General features: G+C 51.0%; 10 protein-coding genes. All 10 read left to right on the forward strand.

The features are described 5' to 3' along the window. The first annotated feature begins 275 nt into the window (after positions 1-275). The 10 genes from scfA (at position 276) to hisS (ending at position 13,669) form a co-directional block, all read left to right on the forward strand. Positions 276-422: a six-cysteine ranthipeptide SCIFF gene (gene scfA / locus ACTQ1O_RS12690; protein WP_441098732.1), complete on the forward strand. Its 147-nt coding sequence runs from the start codon at positions 276-278 to the stop codon at positions 420-422. Between the two features lie 102 nt (positions 423-524). Continuing rightward, on the forward strand, positions 525-1,922 hold the full coding sequence (gene scfB / locus ACTQ1O_RS12695) for a thioether cross-link-forming SCIFF peptide maturase (protein ID WP_441487569.1): 1,398 nt from the start codon (positions 525-527) through the stop codon (positions 1,920-1,922). Between the two features lie 28 nt (positions 1,923-1,950). Continuing rightward, on the forward strand, positions 1,951-4,260 hold the full coding sequence (gene secD, locus ACTQ1O_RS12700; protein WP_441487570.1) for a protein translocase subunit SecD: 2,310 nt from the start codon (positions 1,951-1,953) through the stop codon (positions 4,258-4,260). 206 nt (positions 4,261-4,466) lie between these two features. Next, on the forward strand, positions 4,467-6,209 hold the full coding sequence (gene recJ, locus ACTQ1O_RS12705; protein ID WP_441487571.1) for a single-stranded-DNA-specific exonuclease RecJ: 1,743 nt from the start codon (positions 4,467-4,469) through the stop codon (positions 6,207-6,209). A 240-nt stretch (positions 6,210-6,449) separates the two neighbouring features. Then, complete coding sequence (locus ACTQ1O_RS12710) at positions 6,450-6,974, forward strand: adenine phosphoribosyltransferase (protein ID WP_441098728.1); 525 nt, start codon at positions 6,450-6,452, stop codon at positions 6,972-6,974. A gap of 105 nt (positions 6,975-7,079) precedes the next feature. Next, positions 7,080-9,434, forward strand: a complete 2,355-nt coding sequence (locus ACTQ1O_RS12715; protein WP_441475622.1) for a RelA/SpoT family protein — start codon at positions 7,080-7,082, stop codon at positions 9,432-9,434. Between the two features lie 33 nt (positions 9,435-9,467). Further along, the gene (locus tag ACTQ1O_RS12720; protein WP_441487572.1) at positions 9,468-10,100 is read left to right on the forward strand and encodes an MBL fold metallo-hydrolase; all 633 of its coding nucleotides are present in this window, start codon (positions 9,468-9,470) and stop codon (positions 10,098-10,100) included. An 18-nt stretch (positions 10,101-10,118) separates the two neighbouring features. Further along, positions 10,119-11,582, forward strand: coding sequence for a coproporphyrinogen dehydrogenase HemZ (hemZ, locus tag ACTQ1O_RS12725; protein ID WP_441487573.1), 1,464 nt, complete (start codon positions 10,119-10,121; stop codon positions 11,580-11,582). A 9-nt stretch (positions 11,583-11,591) separates the two neighbouring features. Next, the gene (locus ACTQ1O_RS12730) at positions 11,592-12,422 is read left to right on the forward strand and encodes an HD-GYP domain-containing protein (RefSeq protein ID WP_441487574.1); all 831 of its coding nucleotides are present in this window, start codon (positions 11,592-11,594) and stop codon (positions 12,420-12,422) included. Beyond that, the gene (gene hisS, locus ACTQ1O_RS12735; protein ID WP_441487575.1) at positions 12,419-13,669 is read left to right on the forward strand and encodes a histidine--tRNA ligase; all 1,251 of its coding nucleotides are present in this window, start codon (positions 12,419-12,421) and stop codon (positions 13,667-13,669) included. Before ACTQ1O_RS12730 ends, hisS begins: the two co-directional genes overlap by 4 nt. The last annotated feature ends 282 nt before the right edge of the window (positions 13,670-13,951 follow it).

The following is a 13,951-nucleotide window of genomic DNA, read 5'->3' on the forward strand; positions in this document are numbered from 1 at the left end:
CGTCAATATCCGGGTGCCTTCCATGAACGACCTTCAACTCGCGTGAAATTTTTAAAATGCACCTGAATTTATTCGAATTCTAACATAGGCTATAGTAAATAACAAGCCGTATGAACTGCCCCTTCCATTGAGCGAAGGCTTACCGGAAGGAGGCTTGTTAACCCGGATGAACCCGGATGAAGCATAGATAAAAAAACCTTTTAAAACAGTCTTTGCTATGATATAATCAATTGGAAATACCGGAAACAGGTATGCGAATAACGAGGAGGCAGAAAATGAAGCATATTAAAACATTAAATACAAGAAATCTTCAGAACTCAGTTAAAGACGGCGGATGTGGCGAGTGCCAGACATCCTGTCAGTCTGCATGCAAGACATCCTGCACAGTAGGCAATCAGACCTGCGAGCATGCAGCAAAGTAATTTTTGCATAACCGAACAAGTACAATGATGAGGTGTTCCTGTTCCAGCCGGAGCGGGAACACCTTCTTCTTGTAAGACCAGATGAAAGTTAGGAGAGCATTTTTGATACATTTATATAAAAACAACGGATACAATATCTGCCTGGACGTGAACAGCGGATCGGTTCATGTCATTGATGATCTCACCTACGATGTCCTTGAACGGATGGATCAGGGAAAGAGTGCGGATGAGATCCAGCAGGAGCTTTCCGGAAGATATGATACGTCAGATATCTCGGAGGCAATCAGCGAATGTGATATGCTGAAACGCCAGGGGATGCTGTTTTCAGAGGATTCCTACCGGGGAGCCATCGAGCATTTTTCGGAGCGTCCTACTGTAGTGAAGGCTCTGTGCCTTCAGATCGCTCACGACTGTAACCTCGCCTGCCGCTACTGTTTTGCGGATGAAGGCGAATATCACGGAAAGCGCGGACTGATGTCATACGAGGTCGGACGGAAGGCTCTGGATTTTCTGATTCGAAGCTCCGGAAACCGGCACAATCTTGAGGTGGATTTCTTTGGCGGAGAACCGACCATGAACTGGCAGGTGGTCAAGGACCTCGTTGCATATGGCAGATCCAGAGAGAAGGAATGCAACAAGAAGTTCCGGTTCACACTGACCACGAATGGTGTCCTTGTCAATAAAGAAATCATGGATTTCTGTGACCGTGAGATGGGCAATGTGGTAATGTCCGTGGATGGCAGGAAATCGGTTCATGATCACATGCGCCCCTTCCGCGGGGGAAAGGGCAGCTATGATGTCGTCATTCCGAAGTTTCAGGAATGGGCGGAGAGAAGACATCAGGACAAGTACTATGTAAGAGGAACTTTTACTCATTATAATCTTGACTTTGCGGCGGATGTCCTTTCTCTTGCGGATCTCGGCTTCAAGCAGATTTCGATGGAGCCGGTTGTGGCTCCGCCTTCAGAGGATTATGCGATCCGTGAAGAGGATATTCCGAAGATCTGCGAGCAGTACGACATTCTCGCAAAGGAGATGATCCGGCGCGCGAAGGAGGGAAGAGGCTTCAATTTCTTCCACTTCATGATTGATCTCTCCGGCGGTCCCTGCGTGTACAAGAGGCTCTCAGGCTGCGGATCCGGAGGAGAATATCTGGCAGTTTCCCCTTGGGGAGAGCTCTATCCCTGCCACCAGTTCGACGGCAATCCGGACTTTATTCTGGGAAATGTGGATGAGGGAATTCTCCGTCCGGATCTTGTACAGGAATTCAAGAAGGTAAATGTATATTCCAAGCCGGAGTGCACGGCATGCTTCTCGAGATTTTACTGTTCCGGCGGCTGCGCGGCGAATTCTTATAATTTTACCGGGGGGATCAACGACGTTTACAGAATCGGCTGCGAGCTTCAGAGAAAGCGGGTAGAGTGCGCACTGATGATCAAGGCCGCTCTCGCGGATGACGAGGGCAACACCGAGATGAAGATAGACGGGAAAGATTTATAAAAGATATTGTAACAAGAGGGAAAAAGAGATGAAAAAGAAACAGAGCGTAGCGGTGCTGATTATCACAGCCGTTCTAACAGTGCTTCTCGGATATACGGTAATATTCGGATGGGGAAGCCACCACACAGGAGCAATGAAGAATATCCGGACCGGACTTGATCTTTCCGGAGGCGTCAGCATCACATATGAGGCGACGGAATCTAATCCGTCCGCGGAGGACATGTCGGACACCATCTACAAACTTCAGCAGAGGGTGACTACATACAGCACCGAGGCGAATGTATATCAGCAGGGACTTAACCGGATCAACGTCGAAATTCCGGGCGTCACAAACGCGAATGAGATTCTGGACGCACTCGGAACACCGGGTTCCCTGACATTCCAGGACGGGAGCGGCAACACGGTGCTCGAGGGTACGGATATCGCGGACGCACAGGGTGTATCCACGACGAATCAAAGTACAGGTGCGAGAGAGTATGTCGTTGAGCTGACGATGACAAGCGCGGGAGCAGAGAAATTCCAGAAGGCGACCGCTGCGAACATTGGCAAGCAGATTTCCATTATCTACGACGGTCAGACGGTAAGCTCGCCGACCGTACAGAATGAGATCAGCGGCGGAAAGGCACAGATCACCGGCATGAGTTCTCTGGAGGAGGCACAGAAGCTTGCGTCCTTCATCCGTATCGGTTCTCTGTCCCTGGAACTGAAGGAGGTTTACTCGAACGTAGTCGGAGCGTCTCTCGGTCAGGAGGCACTGACAACGAGTATTACTGCCGGCATCATCGGACTTCTGCTGGTGGCGCTGTTTATGATCATCATTTTCCGGATGTCGGGTGTGGCGGCCGCCTGGGCTCTGGTCATCTTCACCTTCCTTGATCTCGGCTTCATGAATGCCTTTGATCTGACACTTACACTGCCTGGTATCGCGGGTCTTATTCTGACCATAGGAATGGCAGTGGACGCGAATGTCATCATTTACACGCGTGTAAGAGAAGAGCTGGCAACCGGTGTAACCCTCTATCGGGCGCTGAAGGCCGGCTTCCACAAGGCGTTCTCCGCAATTTTTGACGGACAGATCACTACTCTGATCGCGGCTGCTGTGCTTTATATTATGGGAACCGGTACAATCCGCGGATTTGCTACGACACTGGCAATCGGAACAATCCTTTCCATGTTCACGGCTCTTGCGATCTCCAGATGGCTGAGCTACGCATTTTACGGCATTGGAATCCGGAATGTACGGTTCTACGGAACGACGACACACAAGAAAAACTTCCGTTTCGTTGAGAAGAGAGCCGTTACCATGACCATAGGCCTTATCCTGATGATTTCTGTACCGGTCGGCATGATCATGTACAGTGCCAAGGGAAAGCGCGCGATGAATTACAGTCTGGATTTCATCGGCGGAACTGCTACTACGGTTGATTTCGGACAGGAGATGAGTCTGACCGACCTGGACAATAAAGTCGCTCCGGTGGTTTCAAAAGTAACCGGCAACAGCGACGTACAGTTCCAGAAGATATCCGGCAGTAACCAGGTCGTGATCAAGACCACAGAGCTTGATGCCGACGAAAGGCAGGCGCTGAATGATGCCCTTGCCAAGAACTTCAGCACGATCGATGAGTCAAAGATTACAGCAGAGAATATTTCCTCCACGATTTCCGGAGAAATGAGGAGAAATGCGATTCTTGCGGTTATCATTTCCGTTATCTGCATGCTCTTCTATATCTTTGTCCGGTTCCGTGATATCCGTTTCGCATCCAGTGCGGTTCTGGCGCTGTGTCATGATATCCTGGTAGTCGTTGCCTTCTACGTGTGGTCAAGAGCTGCGGTGGGAAGTACATTCATCGCCGTCATGCTTACGATCCTCGGATATTCCATCAACTCGACCATCGTTATCTTTGATCGTGTCCGTGAGAATATCCCGATCATGAGGGGAACCAGCTACAAGGAAATCGTTAACGCGTCCATTACACAGACGCTGACCCGAAGCCTGTACTCCAACATCACAACTCTTATCACCATTGTGGTGCTGTTTATCATGGGAGTAAGCTCGGTGCGTTCGTTTGCGCTTCCGATCATTATCGGTCTGGTAGCCGGCGCGTATTCTTCCATCTTTATCACCGGACCGCTCTGGTACATGATGAAGACCAGGAATGGCAGGAACGATCTTGCACCCGCCACACAGGGAGCGTCAGGCAGGACCGCAGGAGGAGAGAAGAAGGCATCGGGAGATTCTTCGGATGTTCCCGGGACCGGCAGAAAGAAACATGTCAAAAAGGACAGGAGTGAGCTTTCGAGCGTGAAGCCGAAGAAAGGCAGAAACAGAAAGTTCTGAATAATAAAACTCTGAGAGGACGAGAGCGGTGGCTTCCGTCCGACAGCAGAACAGACGGCAGGCATCCGGACAGGGTCCGGGTGCCTGCCTTATTGTAAGGATTGCGGGAGTGCGAAGCACGGAGCAATCCGTAGCTTATACAGTGTGTGGCACGATGTAACGTATGGCCGTTACTGTACACAAACAATCCCCGAAAGGAAAGAAGAATGGAAGAGAAGTGGGTGGTCGCCGCAAAACGGGCGGATTTTAGCGGTATCGGGAAAAGACTTCATCTGGATCCGGTTATCGTGCGGCTGATTCGTAATCGCGATGTCTTTACGGAAAAGGATGATCCGGAAGTCGCGGATAGAAAAATCCGGAAATATCTGGACGGAAGGCTGTCTGACCTGTATGATCCGTCACGCATGAAGGACATGGAGACAGGCAGCAGAGTCATCTTCGACGCAATTCGCGACAGACAGAAGATCCGGATTATCGGAGACTACGACATCGACGGAATCATGTCGTCCTGCATTCTGATCACCGGTCTCAGAAAACTGGGAGCGGATGTGTCCGTGAGAATACCGGACCGTATCCGGAACGGATATGGTCTGAATGAAAGCCTTGTGCGGGACGCTCATGAGGACGGCATTAATCTGATTGTTACCTGTGATAATGGCATCGCCGCGGCAGAACAGATCCGTCTGGCTCATGAACTCGGAATGAAAGCTGTTGTGACGGATCATCATGCCATCCCATTTCGGGAGACGGAGAATGGAGAAACGGAATATCTGCCTCCTCCGGCAGATGCGGTGATCAATCCGCACCGTGCAGATGATTCCTATCCGTTTGACGGTCTCTGCGGAGCAGGAGTTGCATTTAAGCTGGTCTGTTACATGTATGATCAGGCAGATATCGCGAACCGTGAGGAGGAGAAGGAGAAGCTTCTGGAATTTGCGGCGATTGCAACAGTCGGTGATGTGATGGATCTGACAGATGAGAACCGGATTTTGGTGCGGGAGGGCCTGAAACGTCTGCATCGGACTGCGAATCCGGGTCTCTGTGCACTCGCAGAGCAATGCGGGCTGGAAAAGGAGGAAATCGGAACCTATCACATCGGTTTTATCCTCGGACCATGCCTGAATGCGAGCGGAAGGCTGGACAGCGCCGAGCGGGCGCTTCGGATGCTGCTGACAGACAGCCGGAAGGAAGCGGAAGAGCTGGCAGCCGATCTGGTCAGTCTGAATGCCAGCCGAAAGGATATGACGGCAGAAGGACTGGAGACGGCACTCGAGATGGTGGAAAGCTCCGATCTGAAGAAGGACAGGGTTCTTGTCGTATATCTTCCGGAATGCCATCAGAGCCTGGCCGGCATCATCGCCGGACGGCTGAGGGAGCATTACTACAGGCCGGCTTTTGTACTTACCGGTACCGATGAGGTCAAAGGATCCGGACGTTCCATTGAAACCTATTCGATGTATGAGGAACTCTGCAGGGTCCGCGATGTATTTACAAAATTCGGCGGGCACCCCATGGCTGCAGGCGTGTCTCTTCCTGCAGAAAAGGTCGGGGAATTCCGCAGAAGAATTAACGAGGTCTGTACCCTCACTCCGGAGCAGCTGACGCCAAAGACGGTCATCGATGTTGCAATGCCGGTTTCCTACATACGGGAGGATCTGATCCGGCAGATGAAAATGCTGGAGCCGTGCGGTAAGGGGAATAGTCGGCCTGTTTTCGCGGAGAGTCAGATGCAAATTCAGTCGCCTAGAGTATTCGGGAAAAACCGGAATGTGTGCAAGATGAAGCTGTCAGACCGGAATGGATACAGGATTGACGCGGTCTGGTTCGGTGATGCAGACGAGTTCGTCCGCAGCGCATCCGGACGGACGATCTCGGTTACCTATTATCCGGAGATTGATACCTGGCAGGGAAGAAATCGTCTTCAGGTACGTATTCTGTCTTATCGCTGAGGATAATGACTGTTTTATTTACGCGAACAGTGAGCCGCAGCCGAATGCGAAGTATTCGTGTGCGGCGAGCGTCGCGATAGCGAGATAAAACTCGCGCAGCGTGCTTTATCTCGTTACAGAAACAGTAACAAGGGTAACGGCGTCTGTACGTGAGGGCAGTAAATATTGCGGCGGCAGAAATTTGATGTTATACTGAGGTTTACGGTCACCCGAAGAAGACAGAACAGGAGATAAAACAGGATGAAAGAGTTAAAAGATTATGTAACTACAATTCCGGATTTTCCGGAACCGGGTATTATGTTCAGAGATATCACCAGTATCCTTGACGACGCGGACGGTCTGCAGCTTGCCATTAATACACTTCAGAAGTTTCTTGAAGGATTGGATGTGGATGTAATCGCCGGAACTGAATCCAGGGGATTTATCTTCGGTATGCCGATTGCGTATAACCTGCACAAGCCTTTTGTGCTCATCCGCAAGAAGGGCAAGCTTCCGAGGGAGACAATTTCGGAGACCTACGATCTTGAGTATGGTCAGGCGACGATCGAAATCCATAAGGATTCCATCCGGCCGGGGCAGAAGGTCGTGCTTGTCGATGACCTGATCGCGACCGGCGGCACGATCGAGGCAGCCGCGCATCTGGTCGAGAGACTTGGCGGAGAAGTGGTCAAAATGATTTTTGTCATGGAGCTTGCCGGACTTAAGGGAAGAGAGCGCCTGTCAAAGTATGATATTGATTCTGCCATTATTTATGAAGGAAAATAATTTCCGAGGCTGATTTTTGTTTACAGGAGCTTTGCGATAGCGGGGGAAACGTGTGAAAGGCATTTTGCCCCGCTTTTCCGGTATGCGGGGTCTGGAGAACATCATATGGAGAACACGCAGAAATTAAACCCGATCGATAGAGAGAAGCTGCGCAGGGAAGATGAAAAGCTGAAGAAGGATGTGGCAGAGGTTGATGCAAGCCTCAAGACCATGGAAGATTTCTCGTCTCCGGAAAAGCTCTATGAGGAACTGGTCCGGAGCGTCAAAAAATACCATCCTTCTACGGATCTGTCCATGATTGAGAAGGCATACAAGGTTGCGTCGGATGCTCATAAGGATCAGAAGAGAAAATCCGGCGAGCCGTACATCATTCATCCCCTTTGCGTTGGCATCATTCTTGCGGATCTTGAACTGGATAAGGAGTCCATTGCCGCAGGGCTGCTTCATGATGTTGTTGAGGATACAGTGCTTACCAAGGAACAGGTCGCCGAACTTTTCGGCGATGAAGTTGCACTGATCGTAGACGGCGTGACAAAGCTCGGTCAGCTGAGCTATTCGGCGGACAAGGTGGAAGAGCAGGCAGAGAATCTGCGCAAGATGTTCCTGGCTATGGCGAAGGATATCCGCGTCATCATGGTCAAGCTGGCGGACCGCCTGCATAACATGCGGACACTGCAGTATATGCGGCCTGAGAAGCAGCTGGAAAAGGCCAGAGAGACCATCGATATTTATTCTCCCATCGCGCAGAGACTCGGCCTTGCGAAAATCAAGAATGAGCTGGATGACCTCTCTCTGAAATATCTGGAGCCGGAGGCATACTATGATCTTGTGCACCAGATTAATCAGAAGAAATCCGAGCGTGAGGCCTTCGTCGAGGAAATTGTCGAGGAAGTAAGAGTTCAGATTGAAGATGCCGGAATTGAGGCACAGATTTACGGAAGAGCCAAGCATTTCTTCAGCATCTACAAGAAAATGGTCAATCAGCACAAGACGCTGGATCAGATCTACGATCTGTTTGCGGTCCGCATCATTGTGGAGACGGTGAAGGACTGTTATGCTGCTCTCGGGGTTATTCATGAGATGTACACCCCGGTTCCCGGACGCTTCAAAGATTATATTGCCATGCCGAAGCCGAATATGTATCAGTCTCTTCATACGACGCTGATCGGACCGAACGGAACCCCGTTTGAGATACAAATCCGGACCTTCGAGATGCACCGGGTGGCGGAGTATGGTATTGCTGCGCACTGGAAATACAAAGAGGCGTCAGACGGCAAGACGCCGGGGCCTGAACAGGAAGAGGAGAAGTTGAACTGGCTGCGTCAGATTCTGGAATGGCAGCAGGACCTGTCGGACAACAGAGAGTTCATGAGCCTTCTGAAAAGTGATCTGAATCTGTTTAATGAAAATGTCTATGTGTTCTCGCCGGCCGGCGATGTGAAGACACTGCCGGCGGGGTCGTGTACCATTGACTTTGCCTATTCGGTACATTCTGCGGTCGGGAACCGGATGGTCGGTGCCAGAGTGAATGGTAAGCTTGTTCCCATCGAGACCGAGCTTCATAACGGCGACCGTGTCGAGATCATAACCTCGCAGAACTCAAAGGGACCAAGCCGAGACTGGCTGAAGGTCGTGAAGAGCACACAGGCGAAGAACCGTATCAACAAATGGTTCCGGGAAGAGAAGAAGGAAGACAATATTCTCCGCGGGAAGGAACTTCTGACCAGTTATGCCCATTCGAAGGGACGGACGATCAGCGATCTTCTGAAGCCGGCTTACATCGAAAAGGTGATGCACAAGTATGGCTTTCAGGACTGGGATTCCGTTCTGGCAGCGATCGGGCATGGCGGCCTGAAGGAAGGCCAGGTCATGAACAAACTGGTTGAGTGCATGGAGCGGGACCGCAAGATGCAGATGACCGATCAGGATGTTCTGGACGCGGCCGCGGCGAACGCGCAGTCTCAGGATAAGGCAGGTGTGAATGATCCTGAGGTTCTGAAGCACAAGGGCGGGATAACTGTACGGGGCATTCATGACGTCGCGGTGCGTTTTTCCAAGTGCTGCAGCCCGATTCCGGGAGACGAAATCGTCGGATTTGTGACGCGGGGCCGGGGGATTACCATCCACAGGACAGACTGCATCAACATCATGAACCTCCCGGAGGCGGAACGAAGCAGGCTGATCGAAGCGGAATGGGCACCGGAGCAGGACAAGGGAGAGTCTTATTCTGTCAGCATCGTGCTTTACGCGAACAACCGCACGGGACTTCTGGTTGATATCTCCAAGATTTTTACCGAACGCGACATCGATGTATCGGCGATGAATGTGCGGACGAGCAAGCAGGGCACGGCTACCATCGATATGACCTTCCATGTGAGAAGCACAAATGAGCTGCGTGATCTTACCGAGAAGCTTCGTCAGATACCAAATGTTCTGGATGTAGAGCGGCAGAAGGGATGAAAACCTTATTTTATACAGAGCAGGAGAAGATTTATGTCTGAGATGGAAGTACAGAGCATGGTTCTCGGCATGGTCCAGACCAATGTATATCTGGTGAAAAACAAGAAAACCGGCGAACTTCTGGTGGTGGATCCTGCGGACAACCCGGACCGGATCGCCCGGAAAATTGGAGAGATGGACGGGAAGCCGGCGGCTATTCTGCTGACACACGGCCATTTTGATCATATTGGCGCCTGTGCGGCGCTTCGTGCAAAATATGGAATCATGGTGTATGCGGAGGAGCATGAGAGAGAGGTTCTGACGGATCCGACGAGGAATCTGTCTGCCTCCTGGGCCTCTCCGGTAACGGCTGAAGCGGATCGTTATGTGAAGGACGGAGACATTCTGCGGCTCGCAGGTTTTGAGATTCACGTATATCACACCCCGGGACATACCATAGGGAGCTGCTGTTATTATTTTCCGGAGGAGAAAGCGCTGTTCAGCGGCGATACTCTGTTTTGTGAATCCTACGGAAGAACAGACTTTCCAACCGGAAGCAGCCATGATATGGAGGAAAGCGTTCAACGCATTTTGAGAGAAATACCGCCGGATACCGCCGTGTACACCGGCCATGAGATGTTTACGACGATTGCCCGTGAACGGAAGTATAATCCGCTCGCCCGGTGACGGGAAATGAGGTGAAAGGTGCCTGCCAGATTTACGCTGCAGTTCAATGAACGAGAATATGAATACGATGTCTATAACCTGATCCGGGCATTTTTTCCCTTATCAGAGATTACAATATGGTACGAGGGAGAGGAGCGTCCAGAGGGGGATTTTGACGAGGATTTTGTGATCACCTATTACAGAACGTACGTCTCCTTTTCCTATGGCTCGAGGCGGGAGGAATGTTCCCTTTCCGATCCGGATGACAGGATTCATACGAAGAATGAGCTGAAGCGGCTTATCTACAGGACCTTATCGGACGCAACCGGGATTACGCTGCCGTGGGGGGATCTTACGGGTATACGCCCGACAAAGATCGCGATGAAGCTCTTGGAGGAGGGCCGGACCGATGAGGAAATCAGCCGCGAAATGCGGGAGAATTACTTCACATCGGACAGTAAGATCCGGCTATCTCTTTCTGTGATACACAGAGAGAAGGATATCCTCGACCGGATGCACCTCAAGAAGGGCTACAGCCTTTATGTGGGCATTCCGTTCTGTCCGACCATCTGTCTGTATTGTTCGTTCGGCTCGCACCGGCTGGATCTCTGCCGGAAAATGGAGGAGCCGTATTTTCATGCCATGTACCGGGAGCTGGCATTTATTGCTGACGAGATGAGAGATTTTACCCTGGACACGGTCTATATCGGCGGCGGCACGCCGACCTCGGTCTCGGCGGAGCGTCTTGATGAGCTGCTGTCGGTTCTCGACCGGGAGTTTGATCTGCATCACCTGGCAGAATTTACCGTGGAGGCAGGACGTCCGGATACGATCACGGAGGATAAGCTCCGCGTGCTTCAAAAATATCCGGTGAGCCGCATTTCCATCAATCCGCAGACCATGAATCAGAAGACGCTGGATCTGATCGGCAGGAAACACACGGTAGAAGAGACAATCGAGAAGTTCCGGCTCGCGCGCAGAATGGGATTTGACAATATCAATATGGACCTGATCGTCGGTCTTCCCGGGGAGGGAGCAGACGAGGTAAGCCACACGCTGGAGGAGATCCGGAAGCTGGATCCCGACAGCCTCACGATACATTCGCTTGCGCTGAAACGCGCGACGCGGCTGAATCTCTTCAAGGAGGAGTATGAACCAATTTCCTTCCGCAATTCCACGGAAATTATGAACCGCACGCAGGCCTGCGCAGAAGAGATGGGAATGAGCCCCTATTATTTGTACCGCTACAAGAATATGGCGGGAAATTTCGAAAATGTTGGATATGCCAGACCCGGCAGGGAGGGGATCTATAATATTCTGATTATGGAAGAAAAACAGAGTATTCTGGCAGCCGGTTCCGGAGCCTCCACAAAATTTGTTTTTGAGGATGGAAAGCGGATTGAGCGCGCCGAAAATGTAAAGGATCTTCAGAATTATACAGAGCGTATCGAGGAGATGTGCCGGCGCAAGAAAATTGGGATTGATTCTTATCTGAGGCAGTGAATACAAGGTATGAAGAAGAAAGACAGCAAATCCGGTGAAGTGAAGGACGGAAAAAAGGGGAAAGAGAAGAATCCAAAGAAGAAGCATAAGACGCGTGACGGACAGAAAACGTCAGGCAGGCACAAGGTGCATGACAGGCAGAAAACGTCAGACCGGGACAAGACGAAGAACGGGAAGAAAAAAGCGGACATAAAGGCACTGAACGGGCCGAAACGATCTAAGACACAGAACAAGATTTCCGCCTATCACAATACCCGTCATCTGTTTGGCGCAAATATGTCTGAACAGCTGAAACACGGAGAAAATGTCAGCAGTCTTGCGTATGAGGTCGGCCGTGAGCTTGGACTGTCTGATAGGGAGTGCGAAGATCTGATCATCGCGGGATTTTTCCACGATATCGGAAAGGCTCAGATCTCGAACGAGGCGCAGGGAAGGGATTGCATGCTGGTGGAGGAGATGAATTCTGTCCGGCAGCACCCGAAGGCAGGATACGAAATACTGAAGCGTCACGGCTTCTCGGAGGAGATCTGCAGGGAAGTCCTGTACCACCATGAGAATATGGACGGGAGTGGCTATCCGGAGAGCCTGGAGGGGGCCAATATCCCGCTGGGGGCTTGCATTCTCCGTGTCTGTGATGTATTCTGTGCATTGATTCAGGATCGTCCATATCGGAGTGCGTTTCCGCCCGAAACCGCTATGAAAATGATGATTGAAGAAGTGGAAAAGTATAACCTGAAAGTTTTTCTGGCATTCCAGCGGGTTCTGCACAGGAGTCCGGACGGCAGCATTGCCTTGCCTGAGGTACGGCCGGAAGTGAGAGGAGTTTGGAAGAAATTATGAAGCTTACAAAAAAACCTGTGACAGGAATGAAGGATATTCTCCCCCGGGAGATGGAAATCCGCAATTATGTGATTGGTATGATCAACGACACCTATTCCAGATTCGGCTTCACGCCGATCGAAACTCCCTGTGTGGAGCATATTGAGAATCTGAACAGCAAGCAGGGCGGAGAGAATGAGAAGCTGATCTTCAAGATCTTGAAGAGAGGTGAGAAACTGAAGCTGGCAGAGGCGGAATCTGAGGCGGATCTTGTGGACAGCGGACTCAGATATGATCTGACATTGCCGCTTTCCCGCTTTTATGCCAATAACGCGAATGAACTTCCGAGCCCTTTCAAAGCGCTTCAGACCGGAAACGTGTTCCGGGCGGACCGCCCTCAGAGAGGAAGATTCCGTCAGTTCAGACAGTGTGACATTGACATCCTCGGTGAATCCTCGAATCTTGCTGAGATCGAGCTTATTCTTGCCACGACCACACTGCTCGGGAAACTGGATTTCCGGAACTTTACGATCCGCATCAATGACCGCCGCATTCTGAAAGCAATGGCAGCGTACAGCGGTTTTCCGGAAGGATCTTACGACGAGGTCTTCATTATCCTTGACAAGATGGACAAGATCGGGATGGACGGAGTGGAGAAGGAACTTCTGGAATCCGGATATGAAAAAGAATCCGTGGACAAATATCTGGAGCTGTTCCGCATCATCACTCCGGACGCTGCAGGGGTGAAGACGGCAAAGGAAAAGCTGACGGGCTTCCTGGACCCGGAATACGCGGACGGTCTGATCACCATTATGAACAGCGTCGATGCGGTCAAAACCGCTGATTTCCGCATGAAATTTGATCCGACACTTGTGCGGGGCATGTCCTACTATACAGGTCCGATCTTTGAGATCTCAATGGATGAATTCGGCAGCTCCGTCGGAGGCGGCGGAAGGTATGATGAGATGGTCGGAAAGTTCATCGGACAGCCGGTACCCGCAGTTGGTTTCTCCATTGGCTTTGAGCGAATCGTCATGCTGCTTTTGGAGCGCGGCTATCAGGTGCCGGGAACCGCTGTGAAGAAGGCGTATCTCATCGAGAAAAAATGCTCCGGAGAGAAGATTCAGGAGACAGTCCGCAAGGCCATGCAGGAAAGAGCAGAAGGCAAGACCGTGAATCTTCTGGTGATGAAGAAAAATAAAAAATTCCAGAAAGAACAGCTGACGGCAGAGGGATACACAGAAATAGAAGAGATTTATACTGCATAAGCTCTTCGAAAACGCAGACAGGATCGTCACGCGCGAAGCGTGTGAAAGAGACTGGATGCGATTTCGAAGGCAACAGGTATGAGGATGAAGCGCGAAGGCGCGAAATCCGAATACCTGTAGGATTGCGGGAGTGCGAAGCACGGAGCAATCTGTAGCTTATACAGTTATTAAATAAGCTCTTCGAAAACGCAGACAGGATCGTCACGCGCGAAGCGTGTGAAAGAGACTGGATGCGATTTCGAAGGCAACAGGTATGAGGATGAAGCGCGAAGGCGCGAAATC

This window comes from Bilifractor sp. LCP21S3_A7, from assembly GCF_052118825.1.
Lineage (GTDB): Bacteria > Bacillota > Clostridia > Lachnospirales > Lachnospiraceae > Bilifractor.